Source organism: Pseudomonas protegens (genome assembly GCF_013407925.2).
In the GTDB taxonomy this organism is placed as follows: domain Bacteria; phylum Pseudomonadota; class Gammaproteobacteria; order Pseudomonadales; family Pseudomonadaceae; genus Aquipseudomonas; species Aquipseudomonas fluorescens_AP.
Genome location: NZ_CP060201.1, coordinates 6,539,372 through 6,563,306, shown reverse-complemented (window position 1 = coordinate 6,563,306; position 23,935 = coordinate 6,539,372). Strand labels below are relative to the sequence as shown.

The 23,935-nt window shown below is 65.6% G+C and carries 24 protein-coding genes; 16 read left to right on the top strand and 8 right to left on the bottom strand.

The window, feature by feature from the left end; translation table 11 throughout:
* Positions 1-76: 76 nt before the first annotated feature.
* Positions 77-1,027 (top strand): AzlC family ABC transporter permease, encoded by a 951-nt coding sequence (locus tag GGI48_RS30265; protein WP_260620568.1) that lies wholly within the window; start codon positions 77-79, stop codon positions 1,025-1,027.
* A complete protein-coding gene (locus GGI48_RS31260; RefSeq protein ID WP_260620567.1) occupies positions 943-1,125 on the top strand; it encodes a hypothetical protein in 183 nt (60 codons plus the stop codon). The genes GGI48_RS30265 and GGI48_RS31260 overlap by 85 nt, the downstream gene beginning before the upstream one ends.
* 51 nt (positions 1,126-1,176) lie before the next feature.
* On the opposite strand, the gene GGI48_RS30255 is transcribed toward GGI48_RS31260, so the two are convergent.
* Together GGI48_RS30255 and GGI48_RS30250 are read right to left on the bottom strand one after the other, a co-directional pair.
* Positions 1,177-1,647 (bottom strand): hypothetical protein, encoded by a 471-nt coding sequence (locus tag GGI48_RS30255; protein WP_179601650.1) that lies wholly within the window; start codon positions 1,645-1,647, stop codon positions 1,177-1,179.
* Positions 1,641-2,096 (bottom strand): glucosaminidase domain-containing protein, encoded by a 456-nt coding sequence (locus GGI48_RS30250; RefSeq protein WP_042941648.1) that lies wholly within the window; start codon positions 2,094-2,096, stop codon positions 1,641-1,643. The genes GGI48_RS30255 and GGI48_RS30250 overlap by 7 nt, the downstream gene beginning before the upstream one ends.
* Before the next feature lie 350 nt (positions 2,097-2,446).
* Here GGI48_RS30250 and GGI48_RS30245 point away from each other — a divergent pair, with 350 nt between their 5' ends.
* The 3 genes from GGI48_RS30245 to GGI48_RS30235 are packed head-to-tail and all read left to right on the top strand — an operon-like array spanning position 2,447 to position 6,126.
* The gene (locus tag GGI48_RS30245) at positions 2,447-3,460 is read left to right on the top strand and encodes an iron ABC transporter substrate-binding protein (RefSeq protein ID WP_179601648.1); all 1,014 of its coding nucleotides are present in this window, start codon (positions 2,447-2,449) and stop codon (positions 3,458-3,460) included.
* 3 nt (positions 3,461-3,463) lie between these two features.
* Positions 3,464-5,068, top strand: coding sequence for an iron ABC transporter permease (locus GGI48_RS30240; RefSeq protein ID WP_179601646.1), 1,605 nt, complete (start codon positions 3,464-3,466; stop codon positions 5,066-5,068).
* A complete protein-coding gene (locus GGI48_RS30235) occupies positions 5,065-6,126 on the top strand; it encodes an ABC transporter ATP-binding protein (RefSeq protein WP_179601644.1) in 1,062 nt (353 codons plus the stop codon). The genes GGI48_RS30240 and GGI48_RS30235 overlap by 4 nt, the downstream gene beginning before the upstream one ends.
* Positions 6,127-6,163: 37 nt before the next feature.
* On the opposite strand, the gene xerC is transcribed toward GGI48_RS30235, so the two are convergent.
* Positions 6,164-7,090 (bottom strand): tyrosine recombinase XerC, encoded by a 927-nt coding sequence (gene xerC, locus GGI48_RS30230; RefSeq protein ID WP_179601643.1) that lies wholly within the window; start codon positions 7,088-7,090, stop codon positions 6,164-6,166.
* Between the two features lie 460 nt (positions 7,091-7,550).
* Between xerC and arnB the strand changes: the two genes are divergently transcribed.
* The 11 genes from arnB to GGI48_RS30175 all read left to right on the top strand — a co-directional run bounded on the left by arnB (position 7,551) and on the right by GGI48_RS30175 (position 19,445).
* The gene (gene arnB, locus GGI48_RS30225; RefSeq protein ID WP_016964248.1) at positions 7,551-8,690 is read left to right on the top strand and encodes a UDP-4-amino-4-deoxy-L-arabinose aminotransferase; all 1,140 of its coding nucleotides are present in this window, start codon (positions 7,551-7,553) and stop codon (positions 8,688-8,690) included.
* A gap of 5 nt (positions 8,691-8,695) precedes the next feature.
* Positions 8,696-9,715, top strand: coding sequence for an undecaprenyl-phosphate 4-deoxy-4-formamido-L-arabinose transferase (arnC, locus tag GGI48_RS30220; RefSeq protein WP_047304458.1), 1,020 nt, complete (start codon positions 8,696-8,698; stop codon positions 9,713-9,715).
* On the top strand, positions 9,712-11,718 hold the full coding sequence (gene arnA / locus GGI48_RS30215; protein ID WP_016964213.1) for a bifunctional UDP-4-amino-4-deoxy-L-arabinose formyltransferase/UDP-glucuronic acid oxidase ArnA: 2,007 nt from the start codon (positions 9,712-9,714) through the stop codon (positions 11,716-11,718). Before arnC ends, arnA begins: the two co-directional genes overlap by 4 nt.
* Positions 11,718-12,602, top strand: coding sequence for a 4-deoxy-4-formamido-L-arabinose-phosphoundecaprenol deformylase (gene arnD / locus GGI48_RS30210; RefSeq protein WP_179601641.1), 885 nt, complete (start codon positions 11,718-11,720; stop codon positions 12,600-12,602). The genes arnA and arnD overlap by 1 nt, the downstream gene beginning before the upstream one ends.
* The gene (gene arnT, locus GGI48_RS30205) at positions 12,599-14,248 is read left to right on the top strand and encodes a lipid IV(A) 4-amino-4-deoxy-L-arabinosyltransferase (protein ID WP_016964215.1); all 1,650 of its coding nucleotides are present in this window, start codon (positions 12,599-12,601) and stop codon (positions 14,246-14,248) included. The genes arnD and arnT overlap by 4 nt, the downstream gene beginning before the upstream one ends.
* Positions 14,245-14,589 carry a 4-amino-4-deoxy-L-arabinose-phosphoundecaprenol flippase subunit ArnE gene (gene arnE / locus GGI48_RS30200; protein ID WP_179601639.1) on the top strand — a complete coding sequence of 115 codons (345 nt, stop codon included), beginning with the start codon at positions 14,245-14,247 and terminating at the stop codon, positions 14,587-14,589. Before arnT ends, arnE begins: the two co-directional genes overlap by 4 nt.
* Positions 14,586-14,999, top strand: coding sequence for a 4-amino-4-deoxy-L-arabinose-phosphoundecaprenol flippase subunit ArnF (arnF, locus tag GGI48_RS30195; RefSeq protein ID WP_016964217.1), 414 nt, complete (start codon positions 14,586-14,588; stop codon positions 14,997-14,999). Before arnE ends, arnF begins: the two co-directional genes overlap by 4 nt.
* Positions 14,996-16,360 carry a UDP-glucose dehydrogenase family protein gene (locus GGI48_RS30190; protein WP_047304460.1) on the top strand — a complete coding sequence of 455 codons (1,365 nt, stop codon included), beginning with the start codon at positions 14,996-14,998 and terminating at the stop codon, positions 16,358-16,360. The genes arnF and GGI48_RS30190 overlap by 4 nt, the downstream gene beginning before the upstream one ends.
* Positions 16,361-17,986 (top strand): glycosyltransferase family 39 protein, encoded by a 1,626-nt coding sequence (locus GGI48_RS30185; protein WP_179601637.1) that lies wholly within the window; start codon positions 16,361-16,363, stop codon positions 17,984-17,986.
* A gap of 42 nt (positions 17,987-18,028) precedes the next feature.
* Complete coding sequence (locus GGI48_RS30180) at positions 18,029-18,544, top strand: GNAT family N-acetyltransferase (RefSeq protein WP_179601635.1); 516 nt, start codon at positions 18,029-18,031, stop codon at positions 18,542-18,544.
* A 196-nt stretch (positions 18,545-18,740) separates the two neighbouring features.
* Positions 18,741-19,445: an HPP family protein gene (locus GGI48_RS30175; RefSeq protein ID WP_103741368.1), complete on the top strand. Its 705-nt coding sequence runs from the start codon at positions 18,741-18,743 to the stop codon at positions 19,443-19,445.
* A gap of 107 nt (positions 19,446-19,552) precedes the next feature.
* Here GGI48_RS30175 and GGI48_RS30170 read toward each other — a convergent pair whose 3' ends face one another.
* The 5 genes from GGI48_RS30170 to GGI48_RS30150 all read right to left on the bottom strand — a co-directional run bounded on the left by GGI48_RS30170 (position 19,553) and on the right by GGI48_RS30150 (position 23,912).
* Positions 19,553-20,416, bottom strand: coding sequence for a LysR family transcriptional regulator (locus GGI48_RS30170; protein WP_179601633.1), 864 nt, complete (start codon positions 20,414-20,416; stop codon positions 19,553-19,555).
* Between the two features lie 59 nt (positions 20,417-20,475).
* The gene (astA, locus tag GGI48_RS30165) at positions 20,476-21,510 is read right to left on the bottom strand and encodes an arginine N-succinyltransferase (protein WP_179601631.1); all 1,035 of its coding nucleotides are present in this window, start codon (positions 21,508-21,510) and stop codon (positions 20,476-20,478) included.
* Positions 21,507-22,445, bottom strand: coding sequence for a citrulline utilization hydrolase CtlX (gene ctlX, locus GGI48_RS30160; protein ID WP_179601629.1), 939 nt, complete (start codon positions 22,443-22,445; stop codon positions 21,507-21,509). Before ctlX ends, astA begins: the two co-directional genes overlap by 4 nt.
* 213 nt (positions 22,446-22,658) lie before the next feature.
* The gene (locus tag GGI48_RS30155; RefSeq protein ID WP_011061344.1) at positions 22,659-23,138 is read right to left on the bottom strand and encodes an Lrp/AsnC family transcriptional regulator; all 480 of its coding nucleotides are present in this window, start codon (positions 23,136-23,138) and stop codon (positions 22,659-22,661) included.
* Positions 23,139-23,150: 12 nt separating this feature from the next.
* Entirely contained in the window at positions 23,151-23,912 is a 762-nt protein-coding gene (locus GGI48_RS30150; RefSeq protein ID WP_179601628.1) for an ABC transporter ATP-binding protein, read from the bottom strand.
* Positions 23,913-23,935: the final 23 nt, after the last annotated feature.

Below are 23,935 nucleotides of genomic sequence, written 5' to 3'. Positions count from 1 at the left end.
ACAATCGTTCAAGACGCTCCTCCAGCCCTTCCCCAGACTCTCGAAGCCTGATGGCCGGCACTTCGACGTGCCCGGCATGGCGTCACTTCGGGAGGGCAAGACCTTCATGCAGCAGTTACCACAGTCAGAGTTTCTTACCGGCCGCCCGGCGCTCTGGCGCCGGGTCGCGCCGACGGCCCTGGCCATTGTTCCGGTCAGCATGCTATTTGGCGTGCTCGCGGCCCGCGCCGACTGGTCGTTGCTGGAGGTGGCCTTGGTGGGCCTGCTGGGGTTCACCGGCAGCGGCCAGTTTGCCGCCCTGCCCCTGGCCCAATCGGGCGCCGGGTTCTTCACCCTGTTGCTGGTGAGCGCCTCGCTCAACAGCCGCTACCTGCCGATGGCCTTCGCCTCTGCGGCGCGACTGCCGCGCCGCTGGCTGCCCAAGGCCGTGGCGGCCCATCTGTTGGGGGACGAGGCCTACGCCACCGAGGCCCAGGGGGACAGCCCGGCCGCGGTGCTGATGATCCGGGCAACGATTTTTCTCACCTGGGTCCTGTCCGGGGTGCTCGGGGCCTGTTTGGCGCGCGCGTTGCCCGCGCACTGGCTCGGCTCCGAGCTCAATCTCGGCTACCCCGCCAGTGTGGTGTTGATGTACCTGGCGCTGAGCCAGCTGCGCCGGCGCCTGGCGTTGCTCCCCGGGCGGCGCCTGGCGATCCTGGTGCGCCTGGCGCTGTGCGTGACCCTGAGCCTGGCGCTGATCCGGCTGCTGGGCAGCCTGTACTTCTGGATCCCCAGCGTACTGGCCACCAGCGCCCTGCTGAGCTGGGCCCGATCATTAGCCAGGCCAGCTGGCTCACCATTGCCGCGCTGTTCGCCACCAGTTGCCTGGTGCGCATCATTCCGGCCTTCGTCACCCTGCGCCTGCGGCCGGGCCTGCAACGCTGCCTGCAAGAGGAACTGCCCGTGGCGGTTTTCATCAATTTCGCGGTGTACATCGCCTACAGCGAAATCGGCCGCGAGCCTTGGGCGGCGGCCGGCTCACTGCTGATCGTCGGGGTCATCGCCCTGGGCGGCAGCCTGGGCCTGATCACTACCGCGGCCATCGGCACCGCGGCGTATGCAGCCCTGCTGCAACTGCCCGAATAGCGCGTGCGACGCCCCGGGGCCTGGTGCAGCCTCGGGGCGGCCGCTGCCTCGCTATTGCCCTTCGTCGCAGCCCAGCCCCTGACGCTGCGCTTGCTCATCCTTCAGGGACTTGCCGGTGCGCGCCATGATCTGCCTTTGCAGGGCTTGCAATTGAGCGCCATCCAGACGCTTGCACAGGTTGGTTTCCCAGACATCGCCGGTGGCGATGCTCACCGAGAACAGCCCCCAGTACTCGGTGGCGCCGGCCTTGGGGTCGTTGTAGCCGAGGCTGAAGTCGAAGTAGCCCGGATGGGGCGGCTGGCCGTGCTCGTCCTGCAGATCGCCGTCGACGAACACTCCGGGCTTGTCCAGTTGATAGTCCTGATGCTTGAGGGCCACCCGCAGCACGGCCTGGGCCTGTTCGCGGGTCAGGCCGGTGGCCTTGACCTGAGTCGGCGACAGGGCGTCGCCGGCACAGGCGACCAGGGTGGTGCAGGCCAGGGTCAGGCCCAGCAGCCAGGAACGGCGATCCTTGATCAGCACGCCAGACGCCCCCTGACCGAGAGGATGATCTTTGCCAGGTAGTCGGCAAAACCGTTGCGCCCGCCGGTGGCGGCGTCGCCACTGTTGTAGCCGCTGCGCACCAGGGCCTGGGCGAACTCCATGGGCTCGCGCTTGCCGCGCACCGAGGCGCCATAGCGCAAGGCAAAGGACTGGGCGGATTTCTGGAAGGAGTCGAACTTCGCCACCTTGACGCTGGCGCTGCCCTGGGCCGATTCGGCGCTGATCTGCAGGGGCGCCGGCGCATGCATGGAGAAATAGTTGTTCAGTTCCCGGGCGATCCGCCCCGCTCCGTACTGGCTCTCCTGGGCCGCCAGGCCAAGGATGTTCTCCACCGGCAGGTCCAGTTGGTCGGCGATCGGCTGGCAGGCCGCCTTGTATTTACTGACAAAGGTGACGGCATTGATGTTGTTGCACAGTTTGGCGCTCAAGATTGCTTCCCTCGTTTGACCGGTCAATTCCATTTCCTGCAGGTGTCGCGGCGCCGATTGTAAATCAATCCCCGGCACTTGCCCGGGACTTCTCGCGGCGTTTGGCACAGGTCTGTGGGCCTCGTCACACACTGGACGGAGGCGGCCGCTCGCAGGCCGCGGGCAAATGCCGTCATCACGGGAATTCACCGAAAATTTGACGTTTTTTTCTGATTTGCCGCTCTACATTGCCGACGGCTTCATATGCAAATGATTCCTATTGTTCTGCCGATTCGCGATGCCTTCTCTGGCGCCTCGAACCAGCCGGTTCGCCGCCACACCCAAACAACCTCCCAGGAGCTGCCCCGAGCATGACCCTCACGCCCTCTTCGCTGTTCAAAACCGCCCTGCTGAACGCCGCCTTGCTGGCCACCGGGCAGGTCTGCGCCGCCGACGCCGACGGCATCCTGGTGTACAACGCCCAGCACGAGGGCCTGACCAAGGCCTGGGTGGACGGCTTCACTCGGGAAACCGGGATCAAGGTCACCCTGCGCAACGGCGATGACAGCGAAATGGGCAACCAGCTGGTGCAGGAAGGCAATGCCTCGGCGGCGGATGTCTTCCTCACCGAAAACTCCCCGGCCATGGCCTTGGTGGACAACGCCGGGCTGCTCGCCAAAGTGGCCCCCAGCACCCTGGAACAGGTGGCCGCCGCCTATCGGCCGGTCCATGGCAACTGGGTGGGGATTGCGGCGCGCTCCACGGTGTTCGTCTACAACCCGGCCAAGCTCAGCCCGGGCGACTTGCCCAAATCCCTGCTGGATCTGGCGGCACCCGCCTGGAAAGGCCGCTGGGCCGCGTCTCCTGCCGGCGCCGACTTCCAGGCCATTGTCAGCGCGGTACTGGAACTCAAGGGCGAAGCCGCGACCCTGGAATGGCTCAAGGGCATGAAAGCCAATGCCAGCGTCTATCGCGGCAACAGCGCGGTGCTCAAGGCGGTCAACGCCGGTCAGGTCGACAGCGGCGTGATCTATCACTATTACAGCTTCGTCGACCAGTCCAAGACCGGCGAGAACAGCAAGAACACCGCCCTGCACTACTTCAAGCACCAGGACCCGGGGGCCTTCGTCAGCCTTTCCGGCGGCGCCGTGCTGGCCTCCAGCAAGCACCCGCAGCAGGCCCAGGCGTTCCTCAAGTGGATCACCGGCGAACACGGCCAGGCGGTGCTCAGAACCGGCAACTCGTTCGAGTACGCCGTGGGCAAGGGCGCGGCCTCCAACCCGGCCCTGGTGCCGCTGGCCGAGCTGGACGCGCCTCAGGTCGATGCCGCCAGACTCAACAGTAAAAAGGCGGTGGACCTGATGACCCAGGCCGGTCTGCTGTAATCCATGGCCGAGCCTCTATCACAGGCCGAAGGCATCGACGGCGCCGCCCGCCTCCCCGCGCTGCGGCTGCGGCAGCGTCGCCGTGCCCGCGCCAGCACCCCCTGGCTGCTGGGGGCTGCGCTGCTGGTGTCGTTGCTGGCCCTGGTGCCCCTGGGGTTTGTCGTCGCTGTCTCGATCCAGACCGGGTGGGCCGGCATCGCCGAGCTGGTATTGCGGCCACGGGTCGCGGAGTTGTTGTTCAACACCCTGCTGTTGCTGCTCCTGACCCTGCCGCTGTGCGTGCTGCTGGGGGTGGCCCTGGCCTGGCTCACCGAGCGCAGCGATCTGCCGGGACGGCGAGCCTGGTCGCTGTTGGCGGTGGCGCCCATGGCGGTGCCGGCGTTCGTCCACAGCTATGCCTGGGTCAGCCTGCTGCCGGCCCTGCACGGCTTGCCCGCGGCGGTGCTGGTGTCGGTGATCGCCTATTGCCCTTTCGTCTATCTGCCGGTGGCCGCCACCCTGCGCCGCCTCGACCCGGCCCTCGAAGACGTTGCCCAATCCCTCGGGCTCAGGCCCCGGGCGCAGTTCTTGCGCGTGGTGCTGCCGCAATTGCGCCTGGCCATCGCCGGTGGCGCATTGCTGGTGGGCCTGCACCTGCTGGCGGAGTACGGCCTGTACGCGATGATTCGCTTCGACACCTTCACCACGGCCATCTACGACCAGTTCCAGTCCACCTACAACGGCCCGGCGGCGAACATGCTGGCGGGGGTCCTGGTGGTGTGCTGCCTGCTGCTGCTCAGTGCCGAGTCGGCCTGCCGGGGGCAGGCGCGCTACGCCCGGGTCGGCTCGGGCAGTCCGCGTGCCCAGCCGCTGCAGGTACTCTCCGGCACCGGGCGCTGCGCCGGTCTGTTGCTGGTAGGCCTGAGCAGCGCGCTGGCCCTGGGCGTGCCGCTGCTGACCCTGGGCAACTGGTTGCTGGCCGGCGGCAGCGAAGCCTGGCAAGTCCCGGAACTGCTGCCCAGCCTGGGGCAGACCCTGGAGCTGGCCTGTCTTGGCGCCCTGCTCACCACCTGCGCGGCGTTTCCCCTGGCCTGGTTGTCGATCCGTGCGCCGGGGCGCCTGCTGCGGCTGCTGGAAAGCGCCAATTACATCGCCAGTTCGCTGCCGGGAATCGTCGTCGCCCTGGCCCTGGTGACCGTCACGGTGAGGTACGCCCGGCCGATCTACCAGACCAGCCTCACGGTGCTCCTGGCCTATGGGCTGATGTTCCTGCCCCGGGCCCTGGTCAGCTTGCGGGCCGGTATCGCCCAGGCACCGGTGGAGCTGGAAAACATCGCTCGCAGCCTGGGGCGCACGCCGTTCCAGGCGTTGTGGCGGGTCACCCTGCGCCTGGTGGCCCCTGGGGCGGCGGCCGGGGCGGCCCTGGTGTTCCTGGCCATCAGCAATGAGCTGACCGCCACCCTGCTGCTGGCCCCCAATGGCACCCGGACCCTGGCCAGCGCGTTCTGGGCCCGGACCAGCGAAATCGACTACGCCGCAGCCGCGCCCTATGCCTTGCTCATGATCCTGATCTCACTGCCGTTGACCGGCCTTCTCTACCATCAATCCAGACGCACGGCGGGCCGATGAACAGCCTTGAACTCCAGCAACTGCACAAGTCCTACGGCACGCTGAGCGCGGTGCACGACGTCAGCCTGAACCTGCCCGCCGGCAGCCGCACGGTGATTGTCGGGCCCTCCGGCTCGGGCAAGACCACCTTGCTGCGGATGATCGCCGGTTTCGAATTTCCCGACCGGGGCCGTATCAGCCTCAATGGCCAGGTCCTGGCGGATGAACAAGGCGCTCTGCCGGCCCATCAGCGCCTGATCGGCTACGTGCCCCAGGACGGCGCCTTGTTCCCGCACATGAACGTGGCGGCCAATATCGGCTTTGGCCTGCCGGGCAAGATGGCGGCCAAACAGACGCGCATCGATGAATTGCTCGACATGGTGGCCCTCGATCGCGCCATGGGCACGCGCTGGCCCCATGAACTGTCCGGCGGCCAGCAGCAACGGGTGGCCCTGGCCCGCGCCCTGGCTCAGCGTCCGCGGCTGATGCTGCTGGACGAGCCCTTCTCGGCCCTCGACACCGGCCTGCGGGCCTCGATGCGCAAGGCCGTGGCCCGCCTGCTGGCAGACGCCGGGATCACCACCATTCTGGTCACCCACGACCAGGCCGAAGCCCTGTCCTTTGCCGACCAGCTGGCGGTGATGCGCCAGGGGCGCCTGGTGCAGAGCGGCACCCCGCTGGAGCTGTACCGGCATCCCCGAGATGCCCAGACCGCGCTGTTTCTCGGCGATGCGCTGGTGCTGCCGGCCCGCCTGGAACAGGGCCTGGCCCACTGCGACCTGGGGCCGCTGCCGATTGCCGACCCCGGGCGCCACGGAGCGGCGCAGATCATGCTGCGCCCCGAGCAACTGCAATGGTCGACCGGCATCGTGCAAAGCGGCGCGGCCCCCGGCTGCGCCGGGGTGGTCAAGGACTGGGATTTTGCCGGCAACCACTGCACCTTGAGCGTCGCCATTACCACCGTCGATGGCCGCCAGCAGCTGCTACCGGTACCGGCCGCCGGCCTACAGGCCCCGGCGCCCGGCAGCCGGGTCTGGATCAGCATTTCGGGCCAGGCCCACGTGCTACCCGGGAGCTGAACGGGCGACTGCCGGCGCTGCCGTGACCGGGGGCGGCTCACAGGTCGAAGCGATCGATGGCCCGGCGCCGTTCATTGTCGTCGCGCATGTCATAGCTGGCGGTGGTCTGGATATTGGTGTGGTGCGCCAGTTTCTGGGCAATCGACAGGTCGTGTTCCTCGATCACCCGGGTGATGAATGAGCGGCGGAAATCGTGGGGCATGATCCGCACGCCGACCTGGGCGCCGCGCTGCCGGGCGATGTAGTAGATGGCGTGCTTGGTGATGCGCTCGCGGGTGATATGCCCGCCGCGACGGATCCGGTTGAACAGGAAAGGGTCGTCCTCAAGGCCCGCCGGCAAGTCGGCGCGACGCAGGTCCAGCCAGGCCTGGAGCTTGTCGAAGGCCCAGGCCGGGGCGTACTTGATCAGCTGTTTGTTGCCCTTGGCCAGCACCTGCAGGCTGCGCTGGGCGAAGTCCACCTGGGCCAGGTCCAGGTTCACCGATTCGGATTTGCGCATGCCCGAGCCGTAGAGCACGGCAATGATCGCCGCGTCGCGCACGCCCTGGGGGCGCGGGTCCGCGGCACACACGGCCATCAGCTCCTGGATCAGCCCGCGCCTGAGGTTGCGCCCGCGGGACAGGCGCGTGCCGCCCATGGCCTTGACCGAGCGCATCTTCAGCAGGTGGTCCTGGCTGATCAGGCTGGCGCGCCAGGCCTCGTTCAGCACCCCGCGCAGGGCATTGACATACAACGAGGAGGTGCTGGGTGCATAACCGTCGCGGCGCAGGGTCGCCACCAGGGCCGTGACATGCTCGGGCTGCAACTGGTGCCAGGGAATGTCCTCCAGGTTGAGGTCTTCATAACCCAGGCGGTCGGCGGCGTCCTGCAGCACGTAGCGCAGGGTGGTTTGGCTGGAGGGGGCCAGGCGCGTCAGGTACAGGCTGAGGGGGTTGGCGCCGCGCGGGCCAGGGACGGACGGCATCAGGATTGCCCCCAAGCAGCCGGTTGCACCGGGTAGCACCCAGGACCTGGAAAAAAAAGTCTCTGGTCGCCCTCTTCAACATCCGCCGAAAACCGGCTAAAACAATGGCCCGCACTCAGTTGATCCACAGGCTGGCAAAAAAACTGAACGCTGGCTGTCTGGCTCGCAGAAAAACGGACTTTTACCTTATTTTTCATATTCGTTTCACATTTTTCCGCTTAATCTCAGCCCCCGACGGCTCGCCCTCCGAGTGCAGTTTTTTCTCAGGTTGCAAAGATAACACCTTGATCCGTATTTACTTTTCACAAACATAGTCTTTACTCATGTGCTGCATGGAATGCCCCGCTGGCTCAATGACTGGATGTGCCTTAATGACCGCATGACCTCCCCCGCTTTCCATGAACCGTCCGTTCACTCGCAAGACCCCGTATTTCCGGCATTAGCTAAACCCGAGGTAACCATGAACCAGGCTTTCCTTCCCTTCTCGCGTCCGAGTATTGGCGACGAAGAGATAGCTGCAGTGGAGCAGGTTCTGCGCTCCGGCTGGATCACCACCGGCCCGAAAAACCAGGAACTGGAACAACAGTTCGCCGAACGCGTCGGCGCTCGTCATGCCGTGGCCCTGTCCTCGGCCACCGGCGCCATGCACATCACCCTGCTGGCCCTGGGCATCGGTCCTGGCGACGAGGTGATCACCCCGTCCCAGACCTGGGTTTCCACCGCCAACATGATCTGCCTGCTGGGGGCGACCCCGGTGTTCGTCGATGTCGATCCCGACACCCTGATGAGCGACGCGGCGACCATTGAAGCGGCCATCACCCCACGGACCAAGGCGATCATTCCGGTGCATTACGCCGGCGCCGCCTTCGACCTGGATCCGCTGTATGCCCTGGCCGACAAGCACGGTATCCCGGTGATCGAAGACGCCGCCCACGCCGCCGGCACCACCTACCGTGGACGCGCCATCGGCGCCCGGGGCACGGCGATCTTCTCCTTCCACGCGATCAAGAACATGACCTGCGCCGAGGGCGCGATGTTCGTCAGCGACGACCAGGCCCTGGCCGACCGGGTGCGCATGCTCAAGTTCCATGGCCTGGGTGTCGACGCCTACGACCGCCTGACCCACGGGCGCAAGCCCCAGGCCCAGGTCATCGAGCCCGGCTTCAAGTACAACCTGGCGGACATGAACGCCGCCATCGCCCTGGTGCAACTGCAGCGCCTGGACGAGATCAACGCCAAGCGCGAAGTGCTGGCCAAGGCTTACCTGGAGCGCCTCCAAGGCCTGCCGGTGCAACCCCTGCACCTGCCCCAGTACCCGCAACAGCACGCCTGGCACCTGTTCATCCTGCGCATCGACGCCGAACGCTGCGGCCTGGACCGCGACGCCTTCATGAAGGGCTTGCAGGAGCAGAACATCGGCACCGGCATCCATTTCATCGCGACTCACCTGCATACCTATTACCGACAGCGCTTCCCCGAAGTGCACCTGCCCCATACCGAATGGAACTCGGCGCGGCTATGCTCGATTCCACTGTTTCCGGACATGACCCTCGACGATGTCGAACGGGTTGCCGGTGCCATTGAAAACCTCCTGGACTGAAGCCTTTGAAACCTTACCCAATCCAGTTCGTGTCGATCGTGATTCCGGTCTACAACGAAGAACAGAGCCTGCCTGAGCTGCTGCGTCGCACCGAAGCGGCCTGCCGCCAACTCAAGCACGAGTTTGAAATCGTCCTGGTGGACGACGGCAGCCGCGACCAGTCGGCGAACATCCTGCAAGAAGCCGCCGAACGCGAAGGCAGCCCGGTGGTGGCGGTGATCCTCAACCGCAACTACGGCCAGCACGCGGCGATCATGGCCGGCTTCGAGCAATGCCGTGGCGATGTGGTGATCACCCTCGACGCCGACCTGCAGAACCCGCCGGAAGAAATCCCGCGCCTGGTGGCCCAAGCCGAGCTGGGCTACGACGTGGTCGGCACCGTGCGCAACAACCGCCAGGATTCGGCCTTCCGCCGCTGGCCGTCGAAGCTGATCAACCTCGCCGTGCAGCGTTCCACCGGTGTGGCCATGAGCGACTACGGCTGCATGCTGCGGGCCTACCGCCGGACCATCATCGACGCGATGCTGGCCTGCACCGAGCGCAGCACCTTTATCCCGATCCTGGCCAACAGCTTCGCCCGGCACACCACCGAGGTGCTGGTGGAGCACGCCGAGCGCGAGCACGGCGACTCCAAGTACAGCCCGATGCGCCTGATCAACCTGATGTTCGACTTGATCACCTGCATGACCACCACCCCGCTGCGGCTGCTGAGCATCATCGGTTTCGCCATGGCCGGGGTCGGCGCGCTGTTCGCCCTGATGCTGATTGTCCTGCGCCTGATCTTCGGCGCTACCTGGGCCGGCGACGGCACCTTCGTGCTGTTCGCGGTGCTGTTCGTGTTCACCGGTGGCCAGTTCATCGGCATGGGTCTTTTGGGTGAATACCTGGGACGCATGTACAGCGACGTGCGGGCCCGCCCGCGCTTCTTCATCGAAAAAGTCTTGCGCAGCCAGCCCGCGGCCCCGGCCCCGGTTGTGACTGTCGACGGTTTAACTTCCACTCATACAGATCAGGTTTCGCCATGAGCAATAAAGCTGTTGTCTTCGCCTACCACGATATTGGCTGTGCTGGCATCGAAGCCCTGCTCAACGCAGGTTACGAGATCGCCGCCGTGTTCACCCACGCCGACGATCCCAAGGAAAACACCTTCTACGGCTCCGTGGCCCAGCTCTGCGCCCGCAAAGGCATTGCCGTGCACGCCCCGGAAGATGCCAACCACCCGCTGTGGATCGAGCGCATCGCCAAGCTCAACCCCGACTACCTGTTCTCCTTCTATTACCGCAACATGCTGAGCGAGCCGCTTTTGGCCACCGCCAGCAAGGGCGCGTTCAACCTGCACGGTTCCCTGCTGCCGCGCTACCGTGGTCGCGCACCGGCCAACTGGGTGCTGGTCAAGGGCGAAACCGAAACCGGCGTGACCCTGCACCGCATGGTCAAGCGCGCCGATGCCGGCGCCATCATTGCCCAGGAACGCGTGGCCATCGAGCGCAGCGACACCGCCCTGACCCTGCACCACAAACTGCGTGACGCCGCCGCCAGCCTGCTGCGCGACACCCTGCCGGCACTGGCCCAGGGCAAGTTCACCGAAACCGCCCAGGACGAATCCAAGGCCAGCTACTACGGCCGTCGTACCGCCGCTGACGGCAAGATCGAGTGGAAGCGCCCCGCCGAAGAGCTGTTCAACCTGGTCCGCGCAGTGACTCAGCCTTATCCGGGCGCCTTCTGCGCCGTGGGCGAGCACAAGCTGATCGTCTGGAGCGCCGAAGTCGCCAAGGGCAATGAAGGCCAGGCCCCAGGCCGGGTCATCAGCGTCGACCCGCTGCGCATCGCCTGTGGCGAAGACTCGCTGGTGATCACCTCCGGCCAGCGCAACGCCAATGGCCTGTACCTGGGTGGCCCGCAACTGGCTGCCGAACTGGGCCTGGTGGACGGTTCCCTGCTGCGCGGCGCCGAGTCTGGCCGCAAGCCACGTCGCACCCGCGTGCTGATCCTCGGCGTCAACGGCTTTATCGGTAACCACCTGTCCGAGCGCCTGCTGCGTGACGACAAGTACGACGTCTACGGCCTGGACATCGGCTCCGACGCCATCGAGCGCCTGCGCAGCCATCCGAACTTCCACTTCGTCGAAGGCGATATCAGCATCCACTCCGAGTGGATCGAATATCACATCAAGAAGTGCGACGTGGTCCTGCCGCTGGTGGCCATCGCCACCCCGATCGAATACACCCGCAACCCGCTGCGCGTGTTCGAACTGGACTTCGAAGAGAACCTGAAACTGGTTCGCTACTGCGTCAAGTACAACAAGCGCGTGATCTTCCCGTCGACTTCGGAAGTCTATGGCATGTGCCAGGACAAGAACTTCGACGAAGACAGCTCCAACCTGATCGTCGGCCCGATCAACAAGCAACGCTGGATCTACTCGGTGTCCAAGCAGCTGCTGGACCGGGTGATCTGGGCCTACGGCGCCAAGGGCCTGAACTTCACCCTGTTCCGTCCGTTCAACTGGATGGGCCCGCGCCTGGACCGTCTGGATTCGGCCCGTATCGGCAGCTCCCGCGCCATCACCCAGCTGATCCTCAACCTGGTGGAAGGCACGCCGATCCGTCTGTTCGACGGTGGCGAGCAGAAGCGCTGCTTCACTGACATCGCCGACGGCATCGAAGCACTGGCGCGCATCGTCGACAACGAAAACGACTGCTGCAACGGCCAGATCATCAACATCGGCAACCCGGACAACGAAGCCAGCATCCGTCAGCTGGGCGAAGAACTGCTGCGTCAGTTCGAAGCTCACCCGCTGCGTAGCAACTTCCCGCCGTTCGCCGGTTTCCGCGACGTTGAAAGCAAGGCCTTCTACGGCGCTGGCTACCAGGACGTGGAACACCGCAAGCCGAGCATCGAAAACGCCAAGCGTCTGCTGAATTGGGAGCCGACCGTGGAGATGAGCGAAACCATCGGCAACACCCTGGACTTCTTCCTGCGTGAAGCCATGCTGGAAATCGCCGACCGCTCGAAAGAAGAAGCTCGCTGATGCAGGCAGGTCTGCGCATTGATGTCGATACCTACCGCGGCACCCGGGAGGGGGTGCCACGGCTGCTCGAATCGCTGGACGAAGCCGGGGTCAAGGCCACCTTCTTCTTCAGCGTCGGGCCGGACAACATGGGGCGCCACCTGTGGCGCCTGATCCGTCCGCAGTTCCTCTGGAAAATGCTGCGGTCCAATGCCGCGGGCCTGTACGGCTGGGACATTCTCCTGGCCGGCACGGCTTGGCCGGGTAAACCCATTGGCCGGGACCTTGGGCACTTGATGCGCCAGACCCTGGCCGCCGGCCACGAAGTCGGCCTGCACGCCTGGGATCACCACGGCTGGCAGGCCAACACCGGGCGCTGGAGTCAGGCACAGCTGGTCGAACAGATCCGCCGTGGCGTCGACAGCCTCAACGATATTCTCGGGCAAGCGGTGAGCTGCTCGGCGTCCGCCGGTTGGCGCGCCGACGAACGCGTCATCGAAGCCAAGCAACAATTCGGCTTTCGCTACAACAGCGATTGCCGCGGCCAGAGCCTGTTCCAGCCACGCCTGGCGGACGGCAGCCTGGGCGCCCCGCAGATTCCGGTGGACCTGCCGACCTTCGACGAAGTGGTCGGGCCGGTGGTGGCCGCCAAGGATTTCAACCACTACATCCTCGACCGGTTCAGCCCGGACAAGCTCAATGTCTACACCGTGCATGCCGAAGTAGAAGGGATTCTCATGGCCAACGATTTCCGCCAGCTGCTGGCCGATGCCAAGCAGCGCGACATCCACTTCCAGCCCCTGGGCGACATGCTCCCCGCGGACCTTTCCAGCCTGCCCGCAGGCCAGGTGGTGCGTGGCGCGCTGGAAGGCCGCGAAGGCTGGCTGGGAGTGCAAAGCGCATGATCAGACGTTGGGCCCTGCCGCTGCTGTTGATCGCTTTCGGTCTGTTCTACCTGTTGCCCATGGCCACCCACGGCCTGTGGATTCCCGATGAAACCCGCTACGCGCAGATCAGCCAGGAAATGCTCCTGAGCGGCAAATGGGCGTCGCCGCATTTCATGGGCATCCGCTATTTCGAAAAACCGGTGGCCGGCTACTGGATGATCGCCATCGGCCAGGCGCTGTTTGGCGACAACCTGTTCGGCGTGCGCGTGGCCTCGGCCCTGAGCACCGGCCTGAGCGTGGTCCTGGCCTATCTGCTGGCCCGCCGGCTGTGGAACGATCCGCGCAAGAGCCTGGCCAGCGCCCTGCTCTACATGAGCTTTACCGTGGTCGCGCTGCAGGCCGGCTACGCCAACCTCGATCCGCAGTTCACCTTCTGGGTCAACCTGAGCCTGGTGGCGCTGTGGTTCACCTTCGATTGCCGCAGCGTGCGCGGGCAGCTCATCGCCTGGGTAGTCCTGGGCCTGGCCTGCGGCATGGGTTTCATGACCAAGGGCTTTCTCGCCTGGCTGCTGCCGGTGCTGGTGGCCCTGCCCTACGCTATCTGGCAGAAGCGCCTGCGCTCGCTGCTGATCTATGGCGGCCTCGGTGTGCTGGTGGCGATTCTCATCAGCCTGCCCTGGGCTCTGATGGTGCATGCCCAGGAACCGGACTACTGGCGCTTCTTCTTCTGGCACGAGCACATCCGGCGCTTTGCCGGTGAAGACGCCCAGCATGCCTCGCCCTGGTGGTATTACCTGCCGTTGCTGGTGGGCTTCTCGGTGCCTTGGGTGCTGCTGCTGCCGGCCAGCCTTAAACAGGCCTGGGAACAGCGACGCCTGAACAGCAGCGGCTTCCTGCTGCTGTGGCTGGTGCTGCCCCTGGCGTTCTTCAGCCTGAGCAAGGGCAAGCTGCCGGCCTATATCCTGCCGTGCCTGCTGCCCCTGGCCTTGCTGATGGGCCACACCCTGGTGGAGCGCCTGGCCGCCGGCAAGACCCGGCTGCTGGCCTTCAACGGCGTGCTCAACTTGGTGGCTGGCCTGCTGGGGCTGCTGGCCCTGGTGTATTTCCAGATGAAGAAGCCGGTGTACGTGGACGAGCCGCAGCACCTGGTGCTGGTCTATGTCCTGCTGCTGGGCTGGATCCTCAGCAACCTGCTGCAAGCCATGCGGCCGCTGACCCTGTGGGCGGCGCCGGCCCTGGGCAGCTTCCTGCTGGTGGCGCTGGCCCCGGCGGCGCTGCCCAATTCGGTGGTCTACAACAAGATTCCCGACCAGTTCATCATCGATCACGTGGCCGAACTGGGTCAGGCCAAGGCCCTGCTGAGCAACGACCTGGGCGCGGCCTCGGCGCTGGCCTGGCGCCTGCGTCGCCCCGACGTGACCCTGTACAACACCGAAGGCGAAGTGAAATACGGCCTGGGCTACGAGGACACTGCCGCGCGCAAGGTCGACCTGAACCAGGTCCAGCCGTGGATCGAGCAGGCCCGCAAGCAAGGCTCGATCGGCGTGGTGATGCGGGTCAAGAGCAGCGACGAGGTGCATGAAGTCGAGCTGCTGCCCAAGGATGCCAAGCGCTACGAGCAAGGCAATATCGTGATCTTCATCATTCCCCAGAGCCAGCCATGAGCCTGTTGTTGCTATTGCTCGCCTGCGGGCTGACCTGCCTGGGCCAGGTGGCACAGAAGTTCGCCGTGGAAAACTGGCGCGACCAGCCTTCCAGCGCCCTGCAAAAACTGCGTTCCGGCTGGCTGTGGTTGGCCCTGTTCAGCCTCGGCCTGGGCCTGCTGGTGTGGCTCCTGGTGCTGCAACGCATGGAGGTCGGCGTGGCCTACCCCATGCTCAGCCTGAATTTCGTGTTCATCACCCTGATCGCCCGTTTCGTCTTTCATGAGGCCATCGACCGCCGCCACTGGCTCGGCGTGGCCCTGGTGATCGGCGGCGTGCTGCTGTTGAGTCGCCACGCATGAGCCGGGTCAAGGGCTTTGCCTTCGCCCTGGGCAGCGTGGCCCTGGTCAGCGGCGCCCAGCTGGGCATGCGCTGGAGCATGACCCGCCTGCCCGCCCCGGATCAGTGGCTGTCGGCCCTGAGCGCCGGCAGCATCGACCTGGCCGCCCTGGCACTGGTGATCGCGGCCATCGGCGCCTACGCGCTGTCGATGCTCTGCTGGCTTTTGGCGCTGCGCGACCTGCCCCTGGGCCGGGCCTATTCGCTGCTCAGCATCAGCTACGCCCTGGTCTACCTGCTGGCCGCCAGCCTGCCGCTGTTCAACGAACCGTTCACGCTTTCCAAAAGCCTCGGGGTGGCCTTGGTCATCCTTGGGGTCATCACCATCAACTCTCGATCTGCACCCGCGACAAGTCCCAGGAATACCCCATGAAAATCAGTGTATTTGGAAGTGGTTACGTCGGCCTCGTACAAGCCGCCGTATTGGCTGAAGTCGGCCACGATGTCATCTGCATGGACATCGACGAGCAAAAGGTCAAGCAGCTGCAACAAGGACACGTGAGCATCTTCGAGCCCGGGCTGGCCAGCCTGGTCAAGGAAAACCTCGAAGCCAAGCGCCTGCACTTCACCAGCGACGAAAAACTCGCGGTGCAACACGGCCAGGTGCTGTTCATCGCCGTGGGCACGCCGTCCAGCGAAGACGGCTCGGCGGACCTGCGCTACGTGCTGTCGGTGGGCGATGCGGTGGCACGCCACCGTGAGCAACCGGTGATCCTGGTGGAAAAATCCACCGTGCCGGTGGGCACCGGCGACACCTTGAAAGCGCACATCGAAAAGGTCCTGAATGGCCGCCCGCTGCAATTCGATATCGTCTCCAACCCGGAATTCCTCAAGGAAGGCTCGGCGGTAACCGACTGCCGCCGTCCGGACCGGATCATCATCGGTTGCGAGCGCGAAGAAGTGCGCGACGTGATGCGCGACCTGTATGCGCCGTTCAACCGCAACCATGATCGCATCATGTTCATGGACCTGCGCAGCGCCGAGCTGACCAAGTACGCCGCCAACTGCATGCTGGCGACCAAGATCAGCTTCATCAACCAGATCGCCGAGCTGGCCGAGCACCTGGGCGCCGACATCGAATCGGTGCGCCTGGGGATCGGCGCCGATACCCGCATCGGCTACCACTTCATCTACCCGGGCTGCGGCTACGGCGGTTCGTGCTTCCCCAAGGACATGCGCGCGCTGATCCACAGTGCCCAGGAAGCCCATTGCTCCAGCGACCTTTTGCAAGCGGTGGAAGCCATCAACGAACGCCAGAAGCACAAGCTGTTCGAGCGCATCAAGGCGTTCTACAAGGGCGACCTGAAGGGCAAGACCTTTGCCTTGTGGGGCCTGGCGTTCAAGCCCAACACCGACGACATGCGCGACGCCCCGAGCCGAGTGCTGCTCGATGCGCTGTTCGCCGCCGGCGCCGAGGTGCGCGCCTACGACCCGGAAGCCATGCAGGAAACCCAGCGTCTGTACCCGGACGAATCGCGCCTGATGCTCATGGGCACGCCGGAATCGGTGCTCACCGGCGCCGACGCGCTGATCATCTGCACCGAATGGCAGCAGTTCAAGGCACCGGATTTCGACCTGATCCAACAGCGCCTCAAGGCGCCGGTGATCTTCGACGGTCGCAACCTGTACGACGCCGAGCGCCTGGCGCGCAATGGCTTCACCTACTTCCCGATCGGCCGCGGTGAATCGCGCAACCTGCCGATTCCTCACCAGCAGTGGTCCACCGAGGCTTGAATGAACCCGCACTCCAGCTCCCCTTCGAACACACTTTTCTGGCAATCGTTGGGGCTGGGGCTGCTGGCCTTGCTGCTGTTCTGCACCGGCACCGGCCACGATTCGGCCATTGGCTTCGATTCGCGCTTCGTGCTGTTTGCCAAGGAAATGCTGCGCCATGGGCCGGGGTTCTTCCCCACCACCTATGGCCAGCCCTATGCCGACTATTCCAGCGCATCGACTTTGCTGGTCTGGCTGTTCTCACTGCCTTCCGGGCAGGTCAGCAGTTTTACCGCCTGGCTGCCCACGGCCATCGCCTCGGCCGTGATCGTCAGTCTGATCTATCGCCTGTTGGCGCCCTATTCCCGGACCTGGGCCCTGCTCAGCGTCGCCCTGTTGTTGCTCAGCAACACCTTCATCAGCGAAACCCGCGCCGTGTCCCTGGACCAGATGCTCGCCGCGGTGTCCCTGGCGGTGTTCTACCTGGGCTATGCCCATGACCACTTCGGCGCCCGCCGGCACCTGGGCTGGATCTTCCTGCTGCTGGTGCTGGGCTTTGCCATTCGCGGGCCCATCGGCCTGGTGATCCCCACCGGCATGCTGTGCAGCTATTACCTGCTGGGCGGTCAATGGCGCCGCTTGTTCAGCGTCGGTTTCAGCGCGCTGTTGCTGTTGGTGGCCTGCGTCGGCCTGCTGCTGTGGCTGGCCAAGCTCAGCGGTGGCCAGGCCTTCGTCGACGATGTGATCCGCATGCAATTCATGGGACGCATGGACGGCAGCGAAGGCTCCAGCGACGTCTTCTATTACTTCACCAGTTCCCTGGGCAACTACGCCCTGGCCTATCCCCTGGCGATCCTCGCCTGGGTCGCGGTGCTGCTCAGTCGCCCCGCGGACCAGGGCCCGGCGCTGAAACTGCTGCGCCTGTGCACCGCCGCCGGGCTGATCGTGATGATCGGCCTGTCGATTCCCCAGGCGAAAAAGGCCCGCTACCTGCTGCCGATGCTGCCCATGGCGGCGATCATCGCGGCCTATCCGTTCCACGCCGTTCGCGGGCGCGTCATGGGCTGGCTGCGGGTGCTGATCCAGGGCATCTGGCTGCTGCTGCCCGGGCTGCTGATCGTCGGCTTGCTGGTGCTGCGGCGCAAATTCCCCGAGCAGCTCGATTCGCTGACGCCGATGCTGCTGATCCTTGGGCTGCTGCAGCTGCTGTCCCTGGGGCTCTTGTTCAAGCGCCAGTGGCGCGCCGTGGGCCTGGCCTACAGCGCGGTGCTGGCGGTCTGGGCCTGCTACATCGGGGTCTTCGAGCCGGTCGAGCACCGTCTCTATGACACGCGCACCTTCAGCCACGGCGCCATGCAACTGATCGAGGCCGACCCGGCACCGGTGATCCTGCACCGCATGGGCAAGGACGCCAAGGCGATCAAGTTCATGGTCAACCTGGACCGTGACCTGCAGCCGCAGTTCAGCGAAACCCCGGACGCCCTGGCCCTGATCCCCGGCCCGGCCTGGGTGATCCTTGATCAGGGCGACCTGGCCAGCCTGCAGGGCACGCCCCTGGCCGGGCTGACTCCGGTGCTGAGCGGGCGTTTCGACAAGAACGACTTCGTCTTGCTGCACCTGCCCAAGAGCGCCGCCGCGCAGCCCTGAAAGCGTTGCGCAGCCCCCTGTTGGCTCCTTACACTCGCGCCCATGACCATTCAGATCCGCCGGGCGCGGGTGGCCGACGCCACCTTCCTCTCCGCCATTGAAACCTCGGCTGCCGAACTCTTTCGCAGCGATCCGCAACTGGCCTGGCTGGCCGACGCCGAAGTCGCCGATGCCCAGAGCCAGCGCGACAACATCCGCCGGCACCCGGTGTGGGTGGCGCTGACCGCCGACGGCACCCGCTGCGCCTTTCTCAACGCGCAAATCTGCGACCGCGAGCTGCATGTGTGGGAAATCTCGGTTGCCACTGGCCACCAGGGCCAAGGCATTGGCAAGCGCCTGTTGCAGGCGGCACGCGAGTTCGCCCTGGAGCAGCAGCTCACGGCCCTGACCCTGAGCACCTTCCGCGAACTGCCCTGGAACGAACCTTTCTACCAGCGCCAGGGCTTTGTCACCCTGCAGCCGGCCCAACTGAGCCCGCGCCTGCGTCAGGTCCTGGCCGATGAAACCCAACACGGCCTGCCCGCCGCCCGCCGCTGCGCCATGCGCCTGACCTTGTAGAACCCTGGCGGCTCCTACCGGCGCTTAACAGCAAAATAAATGCACTAAACCAGCATTATTATGAATTTGTCAGCTGCATGAAGGCTCGGCACACTGTGCCCGTTCCTCCCCCAAATGTTGGAACGTTCAAGGGCTTTCTGGTGATCCAGACAAGCCCTTCTTTTTGCCCGTCGTTTAGCCATGGACCCCGTAGCCGATGCTTGCCCGCTGGAAACCCGCCGCCATCAATACCCGCCCCCTGGAATGGAGCCGCGCCGCCATCGGCATGGCCCTGGGCACCCTGTTCAGCGTCTGGCTCTGCGCCCAGGTGTTCGGCATGCCGGTGGCGCTGCACCTGATCGGTCCGCTGGGGGCCTCGGCGGTGCTGCTGTTTGCCGTGTCTTCCGGAGCCCTGGCCCAGCCCTGGTCGATCCTGGGCGGTTACCTGTGCGCCGCGGTCGTGGCCTTGCTGGTGGCCCATGTGCTGGGGCGCAGCCTGGGCAGCGCCTGCCTGGCGGCGGGCATGGCCCTGGTGCTGATGTGCTGGTTGCGTTGCCTGCATCCGCCGGCCGGCGCCCTGGCCCTGACCCTGGTGCTGGCCGATCCGGCCAGCGTGGCGCTGGACTGGCGGGAGCTGGGCCCGGTGATGCTGGCGGCCGCCAGTCTCCTGGGCAGCGCCCTGGTCTACAACAACCTGACGCGGATCCGTTACCCCAAGGGGCCCGGCGATGCCCCGGCGATCCTGCCATCGCCCACCCCGAGCGACAGCCTGGCGATCACCGCCGACGACCTGAAGCAGGCCCTGGCCGAGATGGAGGAATTTTTCGACGTCACCCCCGAAGACCTCGAACAGCTGATCCACGCCAGCCAAGTCCACGCCCGCCGCCGCAGCATCGGCCAGGTCCTGTCCTCACGTCCGTGACGCCCCAGCCGCCCATCCCCCTTCGTAGGAGCTGGCTTGCCAGCGAAGGCGTCCTCAGGAGCGTTGCCTGATTGGCGGGCCCATTCGCCCGCAAGGGGCGCCGGAGTTCAGATCATCGGTGACCAGCGCTGGGACCAGTCGTGGTCTTGTTCGATCAGCTCGCGCAATACCGCAAAAGCCTGCTGCAGCTCTGCCGAGTCGCGCTCCCGGGCATACAGCAGGTAGGTGGGAAAGTTGAATTCCGGGGCCTTTTCCACCCGTTCCAGCACGCCGCTGTCCAGGTAGCTCTGCACCACCCGGGTGCGAAAATAGCCGCTGCCGCCGGCGTCGAGGATGAACTGCAGGGCCAATGGCCCGAGGTTGAAGCCCACTGCGGCCCTGGCCTGCTCCGGCAAGGCGGCGTCATGCTGGCGCCGGAAATCCTCGCCCCAATCGATGTAGACATAGGGCTCCGGCCGCCCCGCCAGGCGCACCTGGATCAGTTTTTCCTCCAGCAATTGCTCCACCTGCAAGCCCGGGGAATACAGCGGCTGGAACACCAGCGCCGCATCCAGCACCCCCAGCTCCAGTTGCCGCTGCAAGCTGGCGCCTTCGCCGATCTGGGTGCGCAGGGCATGGTTGGGCAACGCCTGGCGCAGGCGCTGCACCCAACTGAGCATCAGCGGGTTGCACAGGCTCGGCTCGCCGCCGATGTGCAACACGTTGCGGTAGCCGTCGAGCAGCGGCAGGTCGCGCTGGGCCGCCTCCCAGGTCTGCACCAGCTGGTTGGCGTAAGCGATGAAGGCCTCGCCGTCGGCGGTGGGCCGGGCGCCGGCGCGGTTGCGCACCAGCAGCTTGCAGTTGAGCTGGCCTTCCAGGTTCTGCACCCGGGCGCTGATGGCGGTCTGGGTCAGGTGCAGGCGCTCGGCCGCGGCGATCAGGCTGCCGCTACGGACGATTTCCAGGAAGGTGCGCGCCAGATCGATGTCCATGGTGCCTCGCCGGCAAAAAATTCGAGCGCCATTGTAGCGGCGCTCGCTATCCCGCGCTGCTAGGCCGCGGACATTTGCCGCACCGGCAGCGCCAGGCTCACCGCCCGCACTGAGGCCCCGGACGCAAGCCCCAGAGCCTTGGCGCTCTCGGCGCTGACAATCAGGGTGCCGGCCGCCACCCGCGCCGGCGCCGCGCTGATCCGGCAGTCGGCGAACTGGCGGTTGTGAATCAGGTAGGGCTCGGCCTGTTCCCCCGGCGTGCCGATGCTCAGCTGCAGCACCTGGCTGTCGCGTACCGCGCGGATCTCGCCGGTGGCGCATTCGATCAAGGGCCCGCCATCGAAGATGTCGATGTAGTCCTTGAAGGCGAACCCTTCGGCCTTGAGCATGCCCAGGGCCGGTTCGGTATTGGGGTGCACGCGGCCGATCACCGCGCGGGCCGCTGCCGGCAGCAGGCAGGTGGGCAGCGGGAACTTGGGCATCAGCTCGGCGATGAAGGTCTTGTTGCCAAGGCCGGTGAGATAGTCGGCCTCGGCGAAATCCATCTTGAAGAAGTGCCGCCCCAGCCCCTCCCAGAACGGCGACACGCCGTGCTCGTCGGAATAGCCGCGCATCTCGGCGATCACCTTGTCGCCGAAATGCTCGCGAAACTCGGCCAGGAACAGGAAACGCGCCTTGGACAGCAGCCGGCCATTGAGGCCCTGGCGGTGATCGGCATGCAGGAACAGCGAGCACAGCTCCGACTGGCCGGTCATGTCGTTGCCGAGGAACAGGGTCGGCAGTTGCTGGTTGATGCCCAGGGTCTTGGAGGCGGCGACAAACAGCCCCAGGCGGTAGTTGTACCAGGGCTCGCGCAGGCCCACGGCGCCGGCCAGGGCACAGATGCCCACCGCCTCGCCCTGCGCGCTTTCCAGCACGAACAGGTAGTCGGCGTCGGCCCGGGAGGCCTGCCCGGCGAAGGTCCGCTCGGCCCATTGCAGGCGCGAGCGCAAGCGCCCGGCGTCGGCCGGCAAGGTGGTCAGGCCGGCACCGGCGCTGTGGGCCAGGGCCAGCAGCGCCGGCAAGTCGGCTTGGGTGGCGGGACGGACGATCATTGCGAGAGCTCCAGTCGAGGTTGACGTTCGGGCAGGTAGATTTCCGCCAGCATGCAGCGGGCGCTGCCGCCGCCGATGCGTTCGATGGTGTCGATGTTCACCGGCAGGGGCTGCACATGGCGCTCGATCAAGCGGCGTTGCTCGGCGTCCAGGGAGCGCCAGGCACTGCGGGACATCACCAGCAGCGGCTCGCCGGCGCTGTTCTGCACTTCGAGCATATTGCCGGCGAAGGATTCGAGCTGGGCCCAGGTCAAGGGCAGCAGCTGTTTGCCGCTGCTTTCCAGGCGCTGGCGCAAGGCCGCGCGCTCGCCGCCATCGTCCAGGGCCAGCAGGCAGGCCAGGGCCAACTGGCTGCCGACGCTCATCATCACGTTGGTGTGATAGATCGGCACGCCCTGGCGGTCCCGGGCGTGGAAAGCACAGAGCTCATAGCCCAACTGCTCGCCCCACTGCACCAGGGCCTGGTGATGGGTACGGCTCGAATAGCCGGCGTAGCAGATCCGCTGCTGGCGATCCAGGACCATGCTGCCGGTGCCTTCGAGGAACATGTCCTTGTGCTCCAGCGGCGTCAGGTCGAGGGTGCGGGCCACCTCATATTGCTCGTGCAGGTGGGCCAGCACGCCCTTGAAGCGTTCCAGGCGGCGGTTGCGGCCCTGCATCGGGTACAGCACCAGCGTGCCGTCGGCGTGGCTGCTCCAGCAGTTGTTGGGAAAGATCGAATCCGGGGTGTGGGGCGCGGCGCCGTCCTCGTGGACCAGCACCCTGACCCCCTGCTCGCGCAAGGCCGCGACGTAGCCATCGAATTCCTCCAGGGCCTTGGCCTGCACGTCTTCGGCGATGCCGGGCGGACGCTGGAAGCTGTTGTTACCGGCGGTGTCCTGGTTGAAGGAAAAGCGCGTGGGACGAATCATCAAAAGGCTGTGGGTGGTCTGCATGGGGCACGCAATCAAAGAGGTTTCAGAGGGCCTCATTGTGATTTTTTGCCGGGGCAAAACCCGGCTGATCGACGGCTTTGCGCAGCCGGAAATGGCTGAAAGCGCAGGCGGCCCCAGCCGATTTCGCGCCCCGCAACCCATCGACCTGCTGCCCGCTCCGTCTTGCGGGCCTGTTCGCCGGCAAGCCGGCTCCTACGCAGGGCGGTACGGGGGTTATTCCATGCCGGTCTTGACCATGGCCAGCTCGGGGTGGCTGACCAGTTTGTCGATGTGCAGGTCCGGGTCGTCGAACCAGACTTCGGTCAGCACCCGGTAGTGCTCCATGTCGCGGCAGCGCATGCGCAGGCTGTAGTCGAAGGCGCCGCTGATCAGCCGGCACTCCAGGACCTGGGGACAGGCGCGGACCTTGGCTTCGAAGGCTTTCTGCGCCGCGCGCCCGCTCTGGTTGGACAGCGCCACCAGCACCAGCAGCGACAAGCCCGGGGTGAGTTTCTTTTCATCGAGGATCGCTCCGTAGCCACGGATGACCCCGAGCTGCTCCAGCTTGCGCACCCGTTCCAGGCACGGCCTGGGCGTCAGGTGCACGCGCTCGGAGAGTTTCTGGTAGGTGATGCGCCCTTCGTGGCGCAGAACCTCGATGATCGCCTGGTCGATTCGATCAAGCACGATCGACAAGTCGCGGATGTCCGCCATGGATGCCTTCCTTTACTTCAAACGGCCGGATAGAAACTGCTGTAAACGTTCACTCTGCGGCTGATCGAGGATGCTCGCGCTACCCTGCTCCTCGACCCGCCCTTGATGCAAGAACATCACCTGACTCGACACCTGCCGAGCAAAGCCCATTTCGTGGGTGACCATGAGCATGGTCCGCCCCTCCTCCGCCAGCGCCTGGATCACCTTGAGCACCTCCCCCACCAGCTCCGGGTCCAGGGCCGAAGTCGGTTCGTCGAACAGCAGAACCTGCGGTTCCACCGCCAGGGCCCGGGCAATCGCCACCCGCTGCTGCTGGCCACCGGAGAGGAACGCCGGGTACTGCTCGGCGACGCGCTGTGGCAGGCCGACCTTGTCCAGGTAGGCCCGGGCGCTGGCTTCGGCCTCCTTGCGGCCAATGCCCAGCACCTGACAGGGCGCGAGCATGATGTTCTCCAGCACGCTCAGGTGGCTCCACAGGTTGAAGTGCTGGAACACCATGGCCAGGCGCGTGCGCAGGCGCTGCAATTGGGCCGGGCTGGCCACCTGCATGCCGCCTGGGGCATCGCGGGTGACAATCGCCTCGCCGTCCAGGGCAATCGCCCCGGCATCGGCCCGCTCCAGGAAGTTGATGCAGCGCAGCATGGTGCTCTTGCCCGAGCCACTGGCGCCGATCATGCTCACCACGTCACCGGCCCGGGCTTTCAACGAGACGCCCTTGAGCACTTCGTTGTCACCAAAACGCTTGTAGAGATTTTCAACGGTCAATTTGTACATCGCGGACTCCTGGAGCCCCGCCG